At 67.0% G+C, this 18,570-nt stretch carries 21 protein-coding genes; 4 read left to right on the top strand and 17 right to left on the bottom strand.

From position 1 onward, the window contains the following. Positions 1–14: 14 nt before the first annotated feature. The 9 genes from rpoN to WBN46_RS13960 all read right to left on the bottom strand — a co-directional run bounded on the left by rpoN (position 15) and on the right by WBN46_RS13960 (position 8,539). The gene (gene rpoN / locus WBN46_RS14000; protein WP_337732095.1) at positions 15–1,439 is read right to left on the bottom strand and encodes an RNA polymerase factor sigma-54; all 1,425 of its coding nucleotides are present in this window, start codon (positions 1,437–1,439) and stop codon (positions 15–17) included. A gap of 238 nt (positions 1,440–1,677) precedes the next feature. Beyond that, the gene (locus WBN46_RS13995; RefSeq protein ID WP_142124893.1) at positions 1,678–2,310 is read right to left on the bottom strand and encodes a response regulator transcription factor; all 633 of its coding nucleotides are present in this window, start codon (positions 2,308–2,310) and stop codon (positions 1,678–1,680) included. A gap of 216 nt (positions 2,311–2,526) precedes the next feature. Continuing rightward, a complete protein-coding gene (locus WBN46_RS13990; RefSeq protein ID WP_337732094.1) occupies positions 2,527–3,117 on the bottom strand; it encodes a PilZ domain-containing protein in 591 nt (196 codons plus the stop codon). 3 nt (positions 3,118–3,120) lie between these two features. Beyond that, a complete protein-coding gene (locus WBN46_RS13985) occupies positions 3,121–3,426 on the bottom strand; it encodes a hypothetical protein (protein ID WP_142124891.1) in 306 nt (101 codons plus the stop codon). Further along, positions 3,423–3,839 (bottom strand): flagellar export chaperone FliS, encoded by a 417-nt coding sequence (fliS, locus tag WBN46_RS13980; protein ID WP_142124890.1) that lies wholly within the window; start codon positions 3,837–3,839, stop codon positions 3,423–3,425. The genes WBN46_RS13985 and fliS overlap by 4 nt, the downstream gene beginning before the upstream one ends. 54 nt (positions 3,840–3,893) lie before the next feature. Beyond that, positions 3,894–5,258 carry a flagellar filament capping protein FliD gene (fliD, locus tag WBN46_RS13975; protein ID WP_337732093.1) on the bottom strand — a complete coding sequence of 455 codons (1,365 nt, stop codon included), beginning with the start codon at positions 5,256–5,258 and terminating at the stop codon, positions 3,894–3,896. 393 nt (positions 5,259–5,651) lie between these two features. Next, positions 5,652–6,845, bottom strand: a complete 1,194-nt coding sequence (locus WBN46_RS13970) for a flagellin (RefSeq protein ID WP_337732092.1) — start codon at positions 6,843–6,845, stop codon at positions 5,652–5,654. Between the two features lie 289 nt (positions 6,846–7,134). Then, complete coding sequence (locus tag WBN46_RS13965; RefSeq protein ID WP_337732091.1) at positions 7,135–7,701, bottom strand: hypothetical protein; 567 nt, start codon at positions 7,699–7,701, stop codon at positions 7,135–7,137. After that, on the bottom strand, positions 7,685–8,539 hold the full coding sequence (locus tag WBN46_RS13960) for a hypothetical protein (RefSeq protein WP_337732090.1): 855 nt from the start codon (positions 8,537–8,539) through the stop codon (positions 7,685–7,687). The genes WBN46_RS13965 and WBN46_RS13960 overlap by 17 nt, the downstream gene beginning before the upstream one ends. A 149-nt stretch (positions 8,540–8,688) precedes the next feature. Here WBN46_RS13960 and WBN46_RS13955 point away from each other — a divergent pair, with 149 nt between their 5' ends. Continuing rightward, positions 8,689–9,114 carry a hypothetical protein gene (locus WBN46_RS13955; protein ID WP_337732089.1) on the top strand — a complete coding sequence of 142 codons (426 nt, stop codon included), beginning with the start codon at positions 8,689–8,691 and terminating at the stop codon, positions 9,112–9,114. Positions 9,115–9,179: 65 nt separating this feature from the next. Here the strand turns inward: WBN46_RS13955 and WBN46_RS13950 are convergent, their stop codons facing one another. Further along, positions 9,180–9,587, bottom strand: coding sequence for a GFA family protein (locus WBN46_RS13950; RefSeq protein ID WP_337732088.1), 408 nt, complete (start codon positions 9,585–9,587; stop codon positions 9,180–9,182). An 85-nt stretch (positions 9,588–9,672) separates the two neighbouring features. On the opposite strand from WBN46_RS13950, the gene WBN46_RS13945 reads away from it, so the two are divergent. After that, positions 9,673–10,626 (top strand): YafY family protein, encoded by a 954-nt coding sequence (locus WBN46_RS13945; protein WP_277726336.1) that lies wholly within the window; start codon positions 9,673–9,675, stop codon positions 10,624–10,626. 117 nt (positions 10,627–10,743) lie between these two features. Here the strand turns inward: WBN46_RS13945 and WBN46_RS13940 are convergent, their stop codons facing one another. Then, positions 10,744–11,370: a TetR/AcrR family transcriptional regulator gene (locus WBN46_RS13940; RefSeq protein WP_192202629.1), complete on the bottom strand. Its 627-nt coding sequence runs from the start codon at positions 11,368–11,370 to the stop codon at positions 10,744–10,746. An 8-nt stretch (positions 11,371–11,378) separates the two neighbouring features. Beyond that, complete coding sequence (locus tag WBN46_RS13935; RefSeq protein ID WP_192202628.1) at positions 11,379–11,636, bottom strand: acyl-CoA-binding protein; 258 nt, start codon at positions 11,634–11,636, stop codon at positions 11,379–11,381. A gap of 152 nt (positions 11,637–11,788) precedes the next feature. Here WBN46_RS13935 and WBN46_RS13930 point away from each other — a divergent pair, with 152 nt between their 5' ends. Next, entirely contained in the window at positions 11,789–13,777 is a 1,989-nt protein-coding gene (locus tag WBN46_RS13930) for an SDR family oxidoreductase (protein WP_337732087.1), read from the top strand. Positions 13,778–13,854: 77 nt separating this feature from the next. Here WBN46_RS13930 and WBN46_RS13925 read toward each other — a convergent pair whose 3' ends face one another. The 4 genes from WBN46_RS13925 to WBN46_RS13910 form a co-directional block, all read right to left on the bottom strand. Further along, positions 13,855–14,283 carry a group II truncated hemoglobin gene (locus WBN46_RS13925; RefSeq protein ID WP_337732086.1) on the bottom strand — a complete coding sequence of 143 codons (429 nt, stop codon included), beginning with the start codon at positions 14,281–14,283 and terminating at the stop codon, positions 13,855–13,857. 81 nt (positions 14,284–14,364) lie between these two features. Then, positions 14,365–15,315 carry a restriction endonuclease gene (locus WBN46_RS13920; protein WP_192202625.1) on the bottom strand — a complete coding sequence of 317 codons (951 nt, stop codon included), beginning with the start codon at positions 15,313–15,315 and terminating at the stop codon, positions 14,365–14,367. A 243-nt stretch (positions 15,316–15,558) separates the two neighbouring features. Next, the gene (locus WBN46_RS13915) at positions 15,559–16,125 is read right to left on the bottom strand and encodes a phasin family protein (protein WP_192202624.1); all 567 of its coding nucleotides are present in this window, start codon (positions 16,123–16,125) and stop codon (positions 15,559–15,561) included. Between the two features lie 95 nt (positions 16,126–16,220). Continuing rightward, complete coding sequence (locus WBN46_RS13910) at positions 16,221–17,465, bottom strand: patatin-like phospholipase family protein (RefSeq protein WP_337732085.1); 1,245 nt, start codon at positions 17,463–17,465, stop codon at positions 16,221–16,223. 105 nt (positions 17,466–17,570) lie between these two features. Between WBN46_RS13910 and WBN46_RS13905 the strand changes: the two genes are divergently transcribed. After that, a complete protein-coding gene (locus tag WBN46_RS13905; RefSeq protein ID WP_337732084.1) occupies positions 17,571–18,269 on the top strand; it encodes a hypothetical protein in 699 nt (232 codons plus the stop codon). A gap of 3 nt (positions 18,270–18,272) precedes the next feature. Here the strand turns inward: WBN46_RS13905 and WBN46_RS13900 are convergent, their stop codons facing one another. Beyond that, on the bottom strand, positions 18,273–18,548 hold the full coding sequence (locus tag WBN46_RS13900; RefSeq protein WP_192202621.1) for a polyhydroxyalkanoic acid system family protein: 276 nt from the start codon (positions 18,546–18,548) through the stop codon (positions 18,273–18,275). Positions 18,549–18,570: the final 22 nt, after the last annotated feature.

Raw genomic sequence — 18,570 nt, 5'->3', positions numbered from 1 at the left:
GTCGTGCTCCGTTCTTATCCGGCCTTGGCCAAGACCGGTACGGTAGCGCGTCGGCGTTCCCGGGCGGGAGCGATATCGAGCTGTTCCCGGTACTTCGCCACAGTTCTGCGGGCAATGTGGATGCCCTGGCGGGCCAGCAGGCCGGCGATGGCTTCGTCGGCCAGCGGCTTGCCGGCCGGTTCGGAATCGATCAGGCGGCGCACCATGGCGCGCACGGCCGGGCCGGACACGTTGGCGCCTTCCAGGCGCACCGCGAAGAAGTGCTTGAGCTCGAACGTGCCGCGCGGCGTCTGCATGTACTTGCCGGTGGTGATGCGCGAGACGGTGGATTCGTGCATGCCGATGGCGTCGGCGATTTCCTTCAGCGTCAGCGGGGCCATCGCTTCATCGCCCTGGGCCAGGAAACCGGCCTGGCGCTCGACGATGGCGCGTGCCGTCCGCAGCAGGGTGTCGTAACGGATCGACAGGCCACGGGTCAGCCAACGCGCTTCCTGCAGCAGCTCGCGCAGCTTGCCGGCGCCCTCGGAGGCTTCGGCCTGGTCCAATGCACGCTCCTGCATCGGATTGACCCGCACGCGCGGCGTGGTCGCCGGGTTCAGGGCCACGCGCCAGGCGCAGTCGGCGTGCCAGGCGACCACGTCCGGGACGATGTAGCCGGTCGGTGCCGGCGCCAGCGACGCGCCGGGGCGGGCATCCAGCGACAGCACCAGGCGTACGCCTTCCATCACCTGATCGAGTTCTAGGTCCAGCAGGCGGGCGAGGGCGTCGTATTCGTGTGCGGCCAGCAGCGCCAGGCCTTCGGCGACGATGCGGCGGGCGACGTGGCGGCCGGGCACGCGGCCCTGCAGGCAGTCCAGCTGCACCTGCAGGCATTCGCGCACGTCGGCGGCGGCCAGGCCGGGAAATTCCCCGCGCAGCAGGCGCTCGCGCAGCAGCAGCGCGGCGTCGGTGGTCAGGTCGAAGCGGGCCGAGGCCAGCAGCGCCAGGGTGTCGGGCGCCTGCTCCAGGTAGCCGGCGTCGTTGGTGTGCTCAAGCCAGAAGGCGACCACGTCCAGTGCGCGGCCATCCAGTTCCAACGCCAGGCGGTCGAGCACGCGCACGTGCGGGTCGCTGGATTCGCCGGCTTCGACACGCTGCATGCGGTCGTCGTCGCCGTCCTGCCAGTTGGCGCCGGCCACGTCCCACAGGCTGGATTCGGGCAGTTCGTCGAACGCGGCGGCATCGAGGGCGGCGGCGTCCTGCGCCGGCAGCACGTCGATCTCGGCGACCGTCTCGGCATCCCGGGCTTCTTCGACTTCCAGCAGCGGATTGAGGTCCAGTGCGCGGCGCACTTCCATCTCCAGCTGCAGGCCGTCCAGTTGCAGCAGCCGGATCGACTGCAGCAGTTGCGGCGTCAGGTGGAGTTGCTGGCCGAGCTGGGTGGAAAGTCCCGTCTTCATTCCCGTTGTCCCCGATTCGATGGCGTGCCGAGGTCGGCTTCACATCGTGTGAACACTTTGGGCGCCCGGTGACGGAAAAAAAATCAGGGCGTTTCTGGTTGTGCTGCGGGCACGCCCCACTGGCCGTCAGGGTTTCCCCTACAGCGTCGGGTTATCGTCGATGGGAAGTGCCCGTCAGGGCGGTGCGGCAACGGGAATCCGTCGCCGGCGGGGGGCATCCACGCCGTACCTGCAAGGCTCAGGCCAGTTCGTTCTGGTGGCGTGCGGCCAGCAACAGCAGATCGTTGGCGCGACGGCAGCCCAGCGATTCCATCATCCGCGCACGGTGGGTTTCCACCGTCTTCACGCTGATGCCGAGTTGGGCCGCGATTTCCTTGCTGCTCATGCCGCTGCCCAACTGGCGCAGGATCTCGCGCTGCCGTGGCGACAGCGCGGCGATGCCGGTGGGACGCTGCGGGTTGAGCATCGGCGCCAGCATCTTCGAGGACACCTGCGGACTCAGGAACACCTGGCCGCTGGCGGCGGCGCGCAGGGCGAGTTCCAGTTCCATCGGCGCGGCTTCCTTCACCACGAAACCGGCGCAGCCGCGGTCCAGCGCCACGCGCACCTGGGTGGGATCGTTGTGCATGGACATGATCACCACGCGGGTCTGCGGCAGCGATTCGCGCAGCAGCGGAAGCAGGTCGAGCCCGCTGCGGTCGGGCAGGGAGAGGTCGAGCAGGATCAGGTCCGGGCGGTGGATCGCCGCCATGTCCAGCGCCTGTTGCGCGTTGCAGGCTTCGGCCACGACATCCACGTCGGGCAATGACTGCAGCAGCCGGCCGATGCCGGCGCGGACCAGGGTGTGGTCGTCGACGATGAGTACACGCACAGGGAAGAACCAGTCGATATCGCGTTGCTTAGTGATGTCACGATAGCCGCGCTGTCCCCGTGCGCCAATTCAGAATCGCGATGGGAAAGTGAAACCACGACATCAGTCACACTTGCGATGACCGTGTTCGCGTGAAAAGGGCGAATACCGCAATCGCGGCGTGTGATGCGTGCACATCGCGGATGCCGCAGTGGGCGTGGATGCGCGAAAAGCGGGCTACGGACGAGCCGCGTGCTGGGACTGGCGGGCTTCGGCGATCTGGCGGCGATGCAGGCGGAACAGGTGGCGGTCCATGGCCTCGGCAAGGCCGGCGCCCAGGGTGTCGAACTGCAGCCAGAGATGCTGCATGCCTTGCGAGCCTTCGGCCTGGGCCAGCAGCGTGGCGGGCAGTTCGATGTGGTCGCTCAACCAGGTGGCGGGCTGCACGGTCACCACGCCGGCGACGCCGACGGCCAGTTCCTTCGGCGACACGACATCCAGGCGCAGGCCACGGTGCGACCAGCGCAACGGGGTGGCGGGCAGGGTTTCGTGCTGGCTGCGCGCCAGCCGGCCGAGCAGCGACAGCACCAGGTCCAGCTTGGCTTCGATGCGCTGCTGCGTGGGGGTGGCTTCCTTGCGGTCGTCCGGGTCTTCGCCGCGCACGTCCTCGGCGACCGCCAATCCTTTCAGCAAGGCCTCCGACGGGGCCTGCATCAGGACCCGTGCACCCGCGTCAAAGCGCGCAGGCAGCACCACGTCGCAGGTGAGCGCGCCATCGAACAGCGCGTGCTCGGCAGGGTGCTCCACGAGGATGATCGAAGCGGTCATGGCTCACCCCTCGACAACGGAAAGATAGGCGCGCGCGGCGCGGTCGGCGCTCTGGTTGACATGCATGCGGATACGCACCTGTTCGCGCGCATCCTGCATCGACTTCTGGAGTTCCAGTTGCGCACGCAGCAACACGGCCAGCGCGTCGTAACCGGCCGAGCGGCCACCGTCGGCATGCAGGAAGGCCCGCACGTCGTGGTCGTGACGGTTGAGCAGGCGCTCGACGTCCTCCAGTTCGCCCGCGTGCAAGGCATGGCGCATGCCGTCGAGCTGGGCGAAGAGGTCGTCGAGGGCCGGTGTGGCGTTCATCGCGCGGCGGCCATGGCCGGGGGCTGGCGCTGCTCGGAGGGAATGGCGTTCCAGGCGGACTCGATCTCGCCCAGCAGGTCGAGCGATTCGCGCAGTGCGGCGGCATCGTTGTGCAGGTTGGCATCGATCAGGCGCGTCTGCACGTAGTCGTACAGCGCGGAGAGACTGCCTGCGATTTCGCCGCCCGCCTCATGGTCCAGCGAGCCATTGAGGTGCCCGATGATCGCGCACGCTTCGCCGATCGCCTTGCCCTTGCGTGCCAGGTCGCCACGTTCCATGCATGCGTCCGCCAGTCGCAGGCGTTCGCAGGCGCCCGAGAGCAGCAGGGCCACCAGGCGGTGCGGATCGGCGTCCATGACGGCGCTGCTGAGGCCGGTGTTGCGGTACTGGGCGGCGTACGAATGCGATGACATTCCATTTTCTCCTGCGATCCCCGCGCGTCACCCGACGGCGGTTCGGATCGGCGGTTATCCGGTCTGGTTGGCGAGCGAGGCGAGTTGCTGGGCCAAATAGCTGCTGGTGCTGCTCATCTGGGCGACCATCGAATCCATCGCCACGAACTGGGCCTTGTAGCGGTTGCCGACGGCTTCCATGCGCGCATCCAGGGCCAGGCGCTGCGTGGCGACGTCCTTGATCTGGGCATTCAGGCCGCTGGTGCGCTGGGTGAAAGCCCCATTGGTGCCGATATAGCTGCCCACGGCCGCCTGCAGCTTGCCCGCGAAGCCGCTGTCGCCGGTGAAGGCGCTGCGGATCTTCTCCGGGTTGCTGACCAGGACGGCGGTGAACTTGCTGCTGTCGAACACCAGGGTGCCATCGGAAGACGGATAGCCCCGGGTCTGCAGGCCCAGCGTCTTGGCGTCCAGGCCCTGCGAGGCGAGGTCGCCCAGCACGCCGCTCAGCACGTTCCTCAATTGGCCCGAGGCACTGCGCATCTGCGCATCGCCGGTCAGGGCCGAAGGTTCGTCGCTTTCGGCGTTGTACTTGGTGGACGTGTTGATGGCGCCGATGGCCGCGTTGTACGCGGTCACGAAATCCTGGATCAGCTTGCTGGCGGCAGCGGTGTCGGTGGACACGGTGACGGTGCTGGTGCCCTTCGTCTTCACGTCCAGGGTCAGGCCGGGCACGGCGTCGGTGATCTTGTTGCCGCTGGCGGTGACGGTCAGGCCGTCGATCTTCACTTCGGCATCGGCGGCGGGGACGCGTTCCTGCAGGCTGGCGGCCAGGGCCTGCAAGTCGCTGCCGCCGGAGGTGAACGCGAGCGAGATGCCGTTGGCCGCGCCGGTCTTGTCGGACGACACGGACAGGTAGAGCCCGTCGTTGGACGTCAACACGCTGGCCTGCACGCCCTTGCTGCGGGCAGCGTCGTTGATCGCGCTGCGGACATCCTGCAGCGTGCTGTCCGCGGCGATGTCGATGGCCAGCGCCTCGCCGCCCACCGTCAGCGTCAATTGGCCGGCGCCGAAGGTCGTGCCGGCGGTCACCGGCTGGTTGGTGATCCATTTGTTGGCGGTGGCCAGTTCGACCACTTCGACCGCATACGTGCCGTTGGGCGTGCCGCTGCCCACCGTGGCGCCCACCACCGTGTCGGTGGCGGACTTGACGGTGCGGGTGTCGAAGGCGGTGGCGGCCTTCAGCGCGGTCAGGGCCTTGTCCAGGTTGCTGAAGGCGGAACTGACCGTGCCCAGCGCAGACAGTTTGAACTTGGCCTGGCTTTCGATGCGGGTCAGGCGGTTCTCCGCGGGCGCGCGATCGGCCGCCACCAGCTGGGACACCATGCCGTTGATGTCCATCCCGGTGCCGATGCCGCCATAACCCAGCGAATAGTCTGCCATTGCCGTCTCCTGTCAGTGCCCTTCCGAAAAAGGGTGGCCGGGCGGGCCTGGCATCCGGTACCGGATGGGGCCCGCCCGTGCAGTTTCAGTAGCGGCCTGCCGCGGCCGTTCTTTAGCCCGCATCTCTCCGTCTCCCACCGCCGCCGTGGGTCCGGCGACTGGTGAGAAATGCGGGCTCAGGAGCTGATGCAGGGTTTGTGCCACAAAGCGGTGATGCGTGATGGGTGATGGGTGATGCGGCAGCTCAGAAGCCGGCGTTCTCCATCACCCATCACCCCAAAAAAATACCCCCTCCGTCGCCGGAGGGGGTTGGGGTACTGCCAAACGGAGGGAGACGAATCCGTCCGTGACGACAGGTAACTAGGAGGAACTGCGGATAAAGCGTGCTGCGTATCAGCGCAGCAGGGACAGCACGTTCTGCGGCACCTGGTTGGCCTGGGCCAGCATGGCCGTACCGGCCTGCTGCAGGATCTGGGTGCGGGTCAGTTCGGCGGTTTCCTTGGCAAAGTCGGTGTCGCGGATGCGGCTGCGCGAAGCGGCCAGGTTTTCCGAGCTGGTCTGCAGATTGGCGACCACCGAGGTGAAGCGGTTCTGGATCGCGCCGAGATCGGCGCGCGAGCCGTTCACGGCCGTCAGTGCCTTGTCGACGATTTCCAGGGCCTGCTGGGCGCCGGCGAAATCCGAGATGTCCAGGTCGGACACGAACTTCGGCACTTCGCTGGTGGCGACGGCCGTCGCGGTGTACGTACCGCCCGTGATGGCGACGCCGAAGGCCGCGAAGTCGCCGTTGGCGTCCACGCTGGTCTTGACCGAGGTCAGCTCCAGGCCGGTGCCGGCAGCATCGACGTTGGCGTAGATGCCGGTTTCGCCGAGCTTGCCGTTGATATGGGCGGCCAGTGCCTTGGCGGCGGCTTCGTTGGTGGCGGCGACCGAACCGGCGCTCTTGACGGTCAGGTCGTCGAAGGCGACGGCATTGCCGGCGCTGTCGGTGAGGGTCAGGCCGGTGATGGTGATGTCCGCAGTGGCGGAAGCCGCGGCCGTGATGGCCAGCGTGCCGCTGTCGAACTGCGAACCGCCCAGGGTCAGGGCGCGGGCATCGACCACCTTGTCGATGGCGATCGCCTGGCCGGCGTTGGCGCCGACCTGGAACAGCTGGCTGGTGAACGAGCCGTCCAGCAGCTTGGTGCCGTTGAAGTCGGCCTGCTTGGCGACGCGGTCGATTTCGGAGGTCAGCTGCTTCACTTCGGCATTCAGTGCCGCGCGGTCGGAGCTGGAGTTGCTGGCGTTGGCCGACTGCACGGCCAGTTCGCGGATGCGTTGCAGGTTGTTGCCGATTTCGGTCAGCGAACCCTCGGCGACCTGGGCCAGCGAGATGCCGTCGTTGGCATTGCGCACGGCGACGTCGAGGCCGCGGATCTGGGTGCTGAAGCGTTCGGAGATGGCCAGACCGGCGGCGTCGTCCTTCGCACTGTTGATGCGCAGGCCCGACGACAGGCGCTGGATGGTGGTGGCCAGAGAAGCGCCGCTGGTGCTCAGGTTGCGCTGAGCGTTGAGCGACATCGTGTTCGTGTTGATTACCTGTGCCATGTTCGTCTCCTCTTATTTGGATTCACGGCGTTGAAGGGAAAAGACGCTGCCGGTTTGTTTTGTGGTGGCTAGTCGTCTTCGTGTTGCGAAATGAATAACGGCGCTGCCGAAAAAACCTTTAGGGCAGGCGCGAAAAAATGTGTTAGGCCACGTAATCGCGCGGGAAAACCGGCGGTTTCCGGGGGGCGCGAAGTGGCCTAAAGAACGGGTGCGCGATGCCGCTAAGCGGCGGCACGGCAGGGGGCGGTGTGATCGGGGTGCGCCGCTGCGCGGCGCGGCGGCGCCGGCCTCAGGGCTGCGGCGTGCGCCAGGCGTCGGCGGGATCGGCCAGCAGCAATACGCCGGGCATGCGGTATTCGCAGCCGATCAATGTGCGTTGCCTGAGGCCAGGGTGTTCGCCGGGATAGATCACCAGGGCATGGAAATCATCGAGGGCGCCGGACAGGGGCGCATCGCGGCTGTCTTCCAGCGCGCGTTCCAGCTGCGCCGCCGCCTGCTCGATGGAGTCATCCACCAGCAGCAGGACGCGGTTGTCGGTGATGACGACGGCATCGCTGTGATGCCCCCACGCCTGCACGGGTTCGGCCAGGCGGTAAAGATCCATCATCGGCGCGCTGAATTGACGCTCGGTCTGGGTGAATTCCGTCGGACGCTCGCGACGGAGCCGTTGCAACAGGGTGGCGAGATCGCCATTGGCCGTGCGGCAGGTGAGGGCATCGAGCAAGGTATCGGACGGTGCGCCGGCCGCAACGGGCGCGGGTGGCACATCGGTAACCGACTGTGCTGACACGACAGGCACGCCAGCCAGCCACAGCGCGGCCAGCACGAAGAAAACCGTCTTACTCGATCTGCGCATTCGCGTGGGCAGCATCCAGCGCTTCCATGGCGTCGCGCGGCTTGAGCTTGCCGGCTTTCTCGAACGAGGCCGCCGCGGCGTCTTCCTTCTTGTCGCCGTGAAGCAGCAGCAACACGTTCGCGTATTCCACGTGCGCGATGGGCGAATCCGGTGTCAGCTTGAGCGCGGTCCTGATATGCGACTCGGCTTCACTCGCCTTGGCACCGTAGGTCAGGCCGCCGATCATCGCGCCGATCTTGTCGATGATCTCGGCGTGGTACAGCGCCAGCGCGGTATGCGCTTCGGCATGCTTGGGATCCAGTTCCAGCGTGGCGTCCAGTGCGGTGCGGACCTTGCCCGCGATGCCCTGCTTGAGCGCCTTGGCGATGCTCAGGCCCTGGCTGTAGCGGCCGAGCGCGAAGGCGTGCCGGTAATGACTGTTGGCTTCCCCGGGCAGTGCCTTGATGGCGGCTTCGGCCAGTTTCGCGGCCTGTTCGAAGCGCTTGAGCTGCTCGGATTCGTCTTCCACCAGATAGGTGGCATGGATGCCCAGCGCCTTGACCGCGACCGAAGCGCCCAGCGGACCCAGGGCTTCGCCGGCCTCATACGCGGCCTGGAAGTCACCGCGATGGAACGCGCGCCACGCATCCTGCAGGCGCTGCGCGAGGTCGGCGGGTTCGATGCCTTTGGCTGCCTTGCCTGCGGCGGCGATCAACGCCTTGGCGCGCTTTTCGTCGGGGTAGGGCTCCTGGTCGCCGGCATGCAGCGCCGGCCACGCCTTCTTCAATGCATCGCCCGTATAGGCGTAGCCCTTGGCGTCATGCGGAAACGCAGCCCACTTCGAAGACTTTCCTGCCATTGGTCGTCCCTCCCAGGATGCGGGAGCATCGCCGCGAACGCGGTCGTCAGGCAACCCCTACGCATTCCGTCGCGCGAGCGGCCAATAGTGTGATTGCTCGACGCCGGCAGGACAGCATCGCGTCATGGAAGCCGGCCATCGTGGTCGGCATGTGGACTGCCCCCATGGCCGCCAGGAAGACCACCCGCAAGACCCCCGAACCCACCCTCCGCCACGTCTGGCTTGCCGGACTGGGCCTGATCGCCGTCGCGCGCCGTGAAGCCGTCGCGGCCGCCACCGATGCCGCTGGCCGGTTGCAGGCGGCGCGCGAACACGCCGGGAGCTTCGCCGGCCAGGCGCAGCGCGACGTACTTGACCGCCTGGCCGAAGTGCGTGAACAAGGCGAAGCCCGCGTGGGCCGGTTCAGTGCCGAGGTGGAAACTCGCCTGGAACCGGTGCTGACCAAGCTGGGCCTGAAGCAGCCCGCCCGGAAGGCCGCGCCCCGCGCCCGCAAGAAGCCGGCTGCCAAGCGCGCCCGCGCCACACCCGTCCGCAAGCCGGTGGCCAAGCGGCCGGTGCGTCGCAGCCGGGCCTGACGGCCCACGGACGTAACGCGTCCCGAACGCCCCGGTTCCCGTGGCGTCCTGTCATGCGGTCCCGATCAGAGATGCGCGGTGACGGCGGGTTCGGAGAACCAGTCGTTGTCGCGGCCGTTGGCGTAGCGGATCGGGACCTGCGCCAGCGCGGCCGGCTCCACGTCGTCCAGGCAGGCCAGGTTCACCGAGTAGTAGCGGCCGCCGAGGACTTCCAGCTCGCCCCGGCCGAACGACTTCACGCCGCAGTGCCGACAGAACAGGTGCTCGGCCGCGCCGCTGCCGAAGGGGTAGCGGGTCAGCGCCTCTTCGCCCTGCCGCAGGCGGAAAGCATCCGGTCGGACCACCGTGCCCCAGTAGCGCGTCTTGGTACAGATCGAGCAGTTGCAACGGCCACTGCCGGCGGCCAGGTCGAGGTCGACTTCGTAACGCACGGCGCCGCAATGGCAGCTGCCCTGATAGGTCTGCGCGGTCATGGGGTTTCCTTCCGGCGGGAGAGAGCTTCCAGTCTGGCGGACATCGAGGACAGAATCAGTCCCCAATGGGCGGCATACTCCTTCCATGCTCAGCACATCCAACCGCTTGCTCCGCCTGCTGTCGTTGCTTCAGTCGCGCCGTCACTGGACGGGCGCGGAACTGAGCCAGCGGCTGGAAATCGACCGCCGCACGCTGCGCCGCGATGTGGAGCGCCTGCGTGAGCTCGGGTATCCCATCGATGCGTCGCCAGGCCTGGGCGGCGGCTACCGGCTGGGTTCCGGCGCGACCATGCCGCCCGTGCTGCTGGAGGATGACGAGGCCGTAGCCGTGGCGGTGGCACTGCGCACGGCGGCGGCCAGCGTGGGCCGGATGGAGGACACCGCGCTGCGGCTGCTGTCCAAGCTGGACCAGTGGTTGCCGGCGCGGTTGCGCAAGCGCGCCAGTGCCCTGTATTCGGTCACGCTGTCGCTCGCCGGCGGTGCGCCCACGTCCGATGTGGACGCGCTGCTGCGCATCGCCGGTGCCTGCCGCGACGGCTTCCGCCTGCGGATGCAGTACCGCGATCGCACGCAGCGAGCCAGCGAGCGCCTGATCGAACCGCTGCGTCTGGTGCATACCGGCAGCCGCTGGTACCTGGTGGCTTGGGACCTGAAACGCGAGGACTGGCGGACGTTCCGCGTGGACCGCGTGCAGGCGCTGCACGATACCGGCACCCAGTTCCCGCCGCGCGAGTTTCCCGGCGACGTGGCGGACTACGTCGCGAAGTCGATCACCCAGCCGTTCACCCGCTTCCAGGTAAGGCTGCGGCTGCCGGGGTCGGTGGAAGAACAGGCGACACGGGTGCCCACGTGGTGCGGGATCCTGGAAGCCGGCGATGCACATCACTGCGTGCTGGAGCTGGGCGCCGAATCCGTCGAGGCGCTGCTCGCGCTGCTGGCGCTGGTGGGGCCGGAGTTCGAGATGCTGGATGATCGCGGCCTGCTGCCGGAACTGCGTGCGGCGTCGGCGCGGCTGGGCGATGCGCTGGCGGCGGCCTGATTCCCGGCTTCGCCGACGCAATGGTAGGAGGGGCTTCAGCCCCGACGCCTTTCCTACGGTCCTCGTTAATCTGACTGCACAGCGTCGGGGCTGAAGCCCCTCCTGCAGGCAAGCACGCTAGTTGGTATAGGCCTGCGTCAGCGTGTTCAGGTGCACACGTTCCGCGTCGCGCAGGAACGGTGCCACCAGCATCATCACCTGCACGATGCCCTGGCGGATGGCGGCCTGTTCGTCCTTCTCGCCACGCGTCGACGCGTAGTTCAGCCAGAAAGTGGAGATGACCAGCACGTTGGTGGCGGTGGCGGCCAGTTCCGCCGCCGACGCCCGCATCACGCCGGCCTGGCCCATGCCGCGCATCACCGCGTGCGCGCTGTCGTCGGCGCGCTTGAGGATGCGGGCGAAGCGCATGCGCAGCCGCCGGTTGCGGCTCAGGATCTCCACCAGGTCCCGATACAGGAAGCGGTAGTCCCAGATGCACTCGAACACGAGGTGCAACTGCAGCCAGATGTCCTCCAGCCCCGGCAGCCGGTCGGTGGGAGGCGTCAGCGCAGCGTCCATCCGCTCTTCGTACCGCGCGAAGAGCTGCTCGATGATGTCGTCCTTGTTGCGGAAGTGGTAGTACAGATTGCCCGGGCTGATCTCCAGCTCGTCGGCGATGTGGTTGGTGGTGACATGCGGCTCGCCCTGCGTGTTGAACATCGCGAGGGCGGCGTCGAGGATGCGCTGGCGGGTATCGCGCGCCACGTCGGGCTTCAGGCCAGCAGCTTCTTCACCAGGTCCACGTACTTCTTCTGTGCGTCTTCCTGCGCCGTGCCCTTGAGCTTGGCCCAGGCCTCGTACTTGGCGGTACCGACGAAGTCGAAGAAACCCGGCTTGTCACCCTTCACATCACCTTCCGCGCCTTGTTTGTAAAGGCCGTAAAGCCGCAGCAACGTGTCGTTGTCCGGGCGCTCGGACAGCGTCTGGATGTCCTTGGATGCCTGGTCGAACGCGCTCTTGAGGTCTGCCATGGATGATCCCTCCCAGTGATCCAGGCCATCACACCACGGGTGGTGGAAGCGGTCAATGCGTGACGGGATTGTCGAATCTGGGCGGCTCTGGCAAGTTAGGCCGCAGGGCAGTCGGAGGGGCTCGCCCATACAACTTGAGGATAGGGGTCGTCATGAGCTATTTCGTCACGGGCGCCACAGGATTCATTGGCCGTTACCTGGTCGGCAATCTCCTCAAGCGCAGCGGGACGGTCCACGTGCTGGTCCGCAAGGACTCGCAGAAGAAGTTCGACGCCATCGCGAAGAAGGCCGGCTGGGACATGAAGCGCGTGTCCGTGGTGCACGGCGACATGACCAAGCCCAAGTGTGGCCTGACGCCCGCGCAGTTGCGTGCACTGACCGGCAAGGTGAAGCATTTCTTCCACCTGGCGGCGATCTATGACCTGACCGCGACCCGCGAAGCGCAACAGGCCGCCAACATCGACGGCACCCAGCATGCGCTCGACCTGGCCGCCGCCTTGAAGGCCGGCTGCTTCCACCACACCAGTTCCATCGCAGCCGCCGGGCTTTATCCGGGCATCTTCCGCGAGGACATGTTCGAGGAAGCCGAAGGACTGGATGATCCCTACCTGCGCACCAAGCACGAATCCGAGGGGCTGGTGCGCAACGAGAAGCGCATCAAGTGGCGCATCTACCGTCCGGGCATGGTGGTGGGCCATTCGAAGACCGGCGAGATCGACAAGATCGACGGCCCGTACTACTTCTTCACCCTGATCAAGAAGCTGCGCGAGCTGCTCCCGCAGTGGGTGCCGGTGCTGGGCATCGAAGGCGGGCGCATCAACATCGTGCCGGTGGACTTCGTGGCCGACGCGATGGACCACATCGCGCACAAGCCCAAGCTGGATGGCCATACCTTCCACCTGACCGATCCCGAGCCGATGCGCGTGGGCGAAGTGCTCAACACGTTCTGCCGGGCCGGCCACGCGCCGGAAATGACCATGCGGATCGACGCGCGCATGTTCGCCTTCGTGCCGGGCAGCATCCGCATGGCGGTGGGCAACCTGCCGCCGGTGCGGCGCTTCATCGGCATGCTGCTGCGCGACTTCAAGATCCCGAAGGAAGTGTTGAAGTTCATCACCTATCCGACGCGCTTCGACAGCCGCGAGACCGAGCGGGCACTGAAGGGCAGCGGCATCGCCGTGCCGCGCCTGGACGACTACGCGTGGCGCCTGTGGGATTACTGGGAGCGCCACCTCGATCCGGACCTGTTCATCGACCGCTCGCTGAAGGGCAAGGTGCGCAACAAGGTGGTGGTCATCACCGGCGGTTCGTCCGGCATCGGCCTGTCCACCGCGCAGCGCGTGGCGGAAGCCGGCGCGACCACGATCATCGTGGCGCGCGGCGAGGAGGAACTGTTCAAGGCCCGCGACGACATGAAGAAGGCGGGCGGCAAGGTGTTCGCCTATACCGCCGACCTGGCCGACATGGCCGACTGCGACCGGCTGGTGAAGACCGTGCTGGACGAGCACGGGCATGTCGACATCCTGATCAACAATGCCGGCCGCTCGATCCGCCGCTCCATCGAGGCCAGCTACGACCGCTTCCACGATTTCGAGCGCACGATGCAGCTGAACTACTTTGGCAGCATCCGCCTGATCATGGGCTTCCTGCCGAAGATGACCGAGCGCCGCAAGGGCCACATCATCAACATCAGCTCGATCGGCGTGCTGGCCAATTCACCGCGTTTTTCGGCCTACGTCGCATCGAAGGCGGCGCTGGACGCATTCAGCCGCTGCGCGCAGGGCGAGTTGTCGGGCAAGGGCATCAGCTTCACCACCATCAACATGCCGCTGGTGAAGACGCCGATGATCGCGCCGACCAAGATGTACGACAGCGTGCCCACGCTGTCGCCGGAGGAGGCGGCCGACCTGCTGGTGAAGGCCATCATCGAGAAGCCCAGCCGCATCGCCACGCGCCTGGGCATCTTCGCTGCGCTAGTCAATGCCGTGGCGCCGAAGGCCTACGAGGTGGTGATGAACACCGCGTTCGAGCTGTTCCCGGATTCGGCCGCAGCCAAGGGTGACCGCAAGGCATTGAAGGAATCGGCGCCCAGCCAGGAGCAGATCGCGTTTGCGTCGTTGATGCGTGGCGTGCACTGGTAGCGCTTTGCGTAGAGCCGAGCTCGCTCGGCTCTACGCCGCCACGTCACTGACGCAAGAGCTGCGGAACAAGCCCCGCTCTACGCGTCCTGGGAGTCCGCCCAACGCAACGGCACCGCCTGCATGTTCCGCATGTGCAGCGCCAGCGGTTCGATCCGGGACCACAGGAAGTCGCGCAGTTCGGCGTCTTCGACCGTCTCGACCATCGCGCCATGGAAACAGGCCAGCCAGCCGCTGGCTTCCTCCATGCCGATCCGGAAGGGCAGGTGGCGGGCGCGCAGCATCGGGGCGCCGTGCTTCTGCGTGAACAGCGGTGGGCCACCCAGCCAGCCGCTGAGGAATTCGAACAGCTTCTGCTCGCTGCCGTCGAGCGTGGCCGGATGCTGCGCGCGGACGGCGGCGGCTTCCGGCAACGTGTCCATCAACGCGTACATGCGTTGGGTCACCCGGCGCAGGCCGGCTTCACCGCCGATGCGGTCATAAGGCGTGGGAGCGGCAGGATCGTTCATCGAAACGGGAAGCGGGTCGACGGCAGCGCGATCATCCTGCAGCGCTGCCCGGGCGCACAGCGACGAAGTGTCGCGGCGGAATCACATCGTCTTGCACTGGCGCCAGCGCACCGGCTCGCTGCTGCCCGGTGGCGGGTTGAGTTGCACGCGGGTGGCGCGCAGGGCCGGGTAACGCTCCAGTTCCAGGCAGATCCACGGCCATATTTCCTTCTCGCTGCCCATGCGATCGATGCTCAGCGTCAGCTTGGTCTGCCAGACGCCGCGGGTGATGCCGGGGGTTTTCGACAGTGCCTGGAGCACGCTGCGCATCTGTGCTTCCAGTTCTTCCTGCGTCGGTTCGCGGAAGGCTTCCTGCGGCGCAGGCGTGGCGGGTGCAGGTGCGCTGACCGTGCGTGCCGGCACGGTTGCTGCCGGCCGTGCATCGACGCTCGTGTCGGCCGCCTGCCTGCCGGCCCATCCCGCCATGGCGAGGGCACCGAGCGTCACCGCCCCGAGCCAGCTGATGCCGACATGCCGTTTGGCGCGCGCCGATGCGTACGTCACGATCTGTTCGCGCAGGCTCGGCTCGATGAGGTGTCGGACTTCCGGCCACAGCCGCGGCCCGTCGAGCAACTCGATGTTGTTGCCCTGGGCCGCCTCCCGACCTTCCTTTTCCACTTTGCCCTCGGTGGCGAGGATGCCGCCACTGGCCGCACCCAGGCGGATGCTGGCGGCAAGTTCCTGTACCGGGGCAGCGGCGATCCGGTAGGCCGAACCGTGCTTGCACGAGAGCAGCCACTTTTCCTGGCCGCGCGCGAGCAGGAAGGTCGTCTGGGGTTCGCGGGACTCCTGGGGATCGGGGCCGGTTTCGACCAGGCCACGGCCTGCCATCGCGGCAAGGACGAGTTTCGAGAATTCTCTCCAGCGCAATCCGGACAAGGCATGCAGCCCGTAGGACATTTCGTCGCTGGGGCGTCGCACAAGCCAGAGATAGGCGGTGGCTGCCGCACCGGTCACAAGGGTGACCGCCAAACCGAGGAGCCAAATGGACATGCGTCGCGGGTGCGTTGTTGTTATTAGGCCCGCGATTCTACCGGGCCGCACCCACGGCTGTCTGTGCTGGCGGGTGCCCGCGCCGGGCGGCGGGCAAAGAAAAGCCCGCCAGTCCGAAGCCGTAAGGGGAGGGGAGCAAACGAACTTCGATGGACTGGCGGGCTGGAATGATTGTTACGCCATTCGATGTTGCCGCGCAACAAAATTTTATTCAGAAATACGCATGAAAATGCGCATGCAGCCTTATGGTGCAGCCTTCTTGCGCGCTGCACGTTTCGCGGGCGTTTTCTTCGCGGCAGGTGCCGGTTTTTTGACGGCCGGCTTGGTGCTGCGCTTGGCACGGGACGGCTTGGTGGCCGGCGCACCGCCCATCGTGCGCAGTTGGGCATTCAGTGCGTCAACACGATCGATGAGCGCGGACAGATCCTCGCGGCTGGGCACCTCGAGACGGCGCAGCGCGCGATGCACGCGCTCTTCGAACACCTTCTCCAGACGGTCCCAGGTATCCGACGCGCGTTCGCGCGCCTGGCCGACGGTGGTCTCCATCGCATCGCGCATGGCCTGGGCCTTGCCGCCCGCCACCTTGCGCGTGGTCTGCTCCAGCGACAGGCCTTCCTTCACCAGCGTTTCGAACAGCTTGGTGCCTTCGGCCTGCGCGCGCCCGAAAGCGCCCACGCCTGCCAGCCATACCTGCTGTGCGGATTCGCCCAGGCGCTTGGACATCTGCTCGGCCTGGGCCTGCAGGTTGTCGTTCTTGGAAGCGGATGCAGAAGCGGTCTTCTTGCGTGCGGATTTCTTCAGCGTGGCCATGGCGTTCCGTCAGTGGGTGGTGTCGGGGATTGCGCGCCAGAATCGGCGTGCTGTCTAGAGTTTTCACACCAGCCGGTGACGCGGCCGTGAGCGCATCAGCCGCGACGGGCCGCGCGGTGCCGCGACACGAGCTGGTCCACGTCGTCCAGGGCACGCCGCAGGCGCGCCGTGGTTTCCGTCATCCGCGGCATCACGTCCAGCCCGTCGAGGATGGAACGGTGGCGGTCGTTGACGATGTCCTCGTTGTAGCGGATGCCGTGCGCGGCCAGCATGGGCTTGAGCACCGACGCGCGCTTGCGCAGGTCGGCCAGCGTGTTGCGGTAGGCCAGCTGGCAGACGCGGTGGCGCGAAGAGAAGCTGAAGAGGTTGGTGAAGAACAGTTCGCTGTCGTCCGAATTGGGCTCGAACACCAGCTGGTCGATATCCGGGTAGCGATGCGGATATTTCTCCATGCCGATCTGCATGCGCGACTGCAGCAGTGTGCGCAGGGTCTGCGACAGCACGGCCGGGAGGCCGCCGCTTGCCAGGCCCACCTGTTCCGCTTCGTCGGCCTGCGGCGTGGCCTGGTTCGCATCGAACGGCACCAGCGGGTTGATGCCGATCATCAGGTCGATGCCGCGGTCCAGGACCGTGCTCGCATGCATGGTCCGGCGCAGGGCGCCGTCGAGGAAATGGCGCCCACCGATTTCCACCGGCGGATACAGGCCGGGCAGGGCGGAACTGGCCTGCACGGCGCGCGAGATCGGGATGTCGTCCCAGCCTTCCTCGCCGAAGCGCACGGCCTCGCCGCTGTCGAGATCGACCGCGACGACGAACAGGTCCGCGTCGAGCGTGCGGAAGTCATTGCTGCGGCCACGGCGGCTGAAGATGTCGCGCAGGAAACGCTCCACTTCCTCGTTGGCGAAGATGCCGGTGGGTACCAGGCCGCCAAAACGCAGGAACATGTCGGACCAGCGCGTCGCGCGGCGCGGATTGCGCACCAGCCGGTTCAGCCAGTCGGCGTACAGGCCGGGGAGACTGGCCGCGCGGCGCAGGTACTCGCCGACATTCGGGCGCAGGAAGGTTTCGGGCCGGAATTCCGCATCGTCGCTGGTGCCGGTGATGAAGATGCGGCACATCTCGGCCGTGCCCATCCGGTTGGCCAGCCCGGCGGCGAGGAATGCACCGGAACTGACGCCGACATAGCAGTCCATCCGGGTCAGGTCCAGGCCGTCGAGGGCTTCGTCCAGGGCACGCAGCGCGCCCAGCTCGTACATGCCCCCGATGGGGCCGCCGCCGGCGATGGCCAGCCCGATCTTGCCGTTGTGGCCCCGCCGCCGCGCACTGTGGATCGAAAGCATGTACTACCCGTGGTGACCTTGCCGCCCGAGTGTAGCCGACCCGCCGCCGGGTTGCGGCGCCCGCAGCGGGCCCGGATCATGCCCGGCATGGCCTCAGGAAACCCCTTGATCGAACGCGTTGGCAGGCGCCTGGCCTGGCACCAGGCCCTGCATGATCCGGTGCAGGAGCCCCGCAACCGGCTGCGCTGGCTGCCAGAGCTGCGGCGCTGGCAGGCGGCACGGCTGGAGACCAGCTTCGAGCATTTCCTGAACGACCCGACGCGGCGCGCGGCGGCGATGTTCTTCCTGACCGACGTCTATGGCGACCACGATTTCAGCAAGCGCGACGCCAATGTCGCCAAGGTGATGCCGATGATGCAGCGCCTGCTGCCCGGCGCGGTGCTGGAGACCGTGGCGCACGGGATCGAACTGGGCGTGCTGACGCACGCGCTGGACATGCGGATGGCCGAGGCGCTGCATCGGCTGGCGCCGAATCGCCGCAAGCTGGACGCGGACCTGTACGGGCGTGCCTATCGTGAGGTGGGCCTGCCGCGCCTGCGCGGGCACCAGATCGACCTGATCGCCGAGGTGGGAGTGGGCCTGGCGCGGGCGGTGAAGACGCCCGGCGTCGCTACCCTGCTCAAGCTGTCGCGCGGCCCGGCAAAGGCGACCGGGCTGGGTGAGCTCCAGGGATTCCTGGAACGGGGATTCGCGGCCTTCGCCGCACTCGGCGACGGCAAGGCTTTCGTGCGCGACATCGAGCGGGCAGAGCGCGCCGTGTCGCAGCGATTGTTCGAGGACGAGCCCGACCCGTTCCGCGACTGACGTTCAGTCGAACTTGTCGCTCAGGACCCGACGGATCTCGGCCTCGATGGGACCTTTCATCGCCGACAGCAGGAAGCCCAGGTTGGCGGTGACGCGCAGCGTGTCGGCGAGCAGGGCGATCTTTCCGTCCACACCCGAACGGCTGAAGTTCAGCGTGTCGCCGTCCCAGCCGTACTCCATGTCGAAGCGCTCGGACAGTTTCTTTGCCACGTCTTCGACCGCCTTGCGCGCCTGCTTCGGCGACTTGGAATGCGGGTGCAGGATATCGATGCTGGCCATGCGGGGCTCCCTTTGTCCGGCG

Origin of the sequence: Pseudoxanthomonas sp. CCNWLW251 (genome assembly GCF_037402255.1) — a bacterium.
GTDB lineage: Bacteria > Pseudomonadota > Gammaproteobacteria > Xanthomonadales > Xanthomonadaceae > Pseudoxanthomonas_A.
The sequence above is the reverse complement of the archived record's forward strand: the minus strand, read 5'-3'. Positions and strand labels throughout refer to the sequence as shown.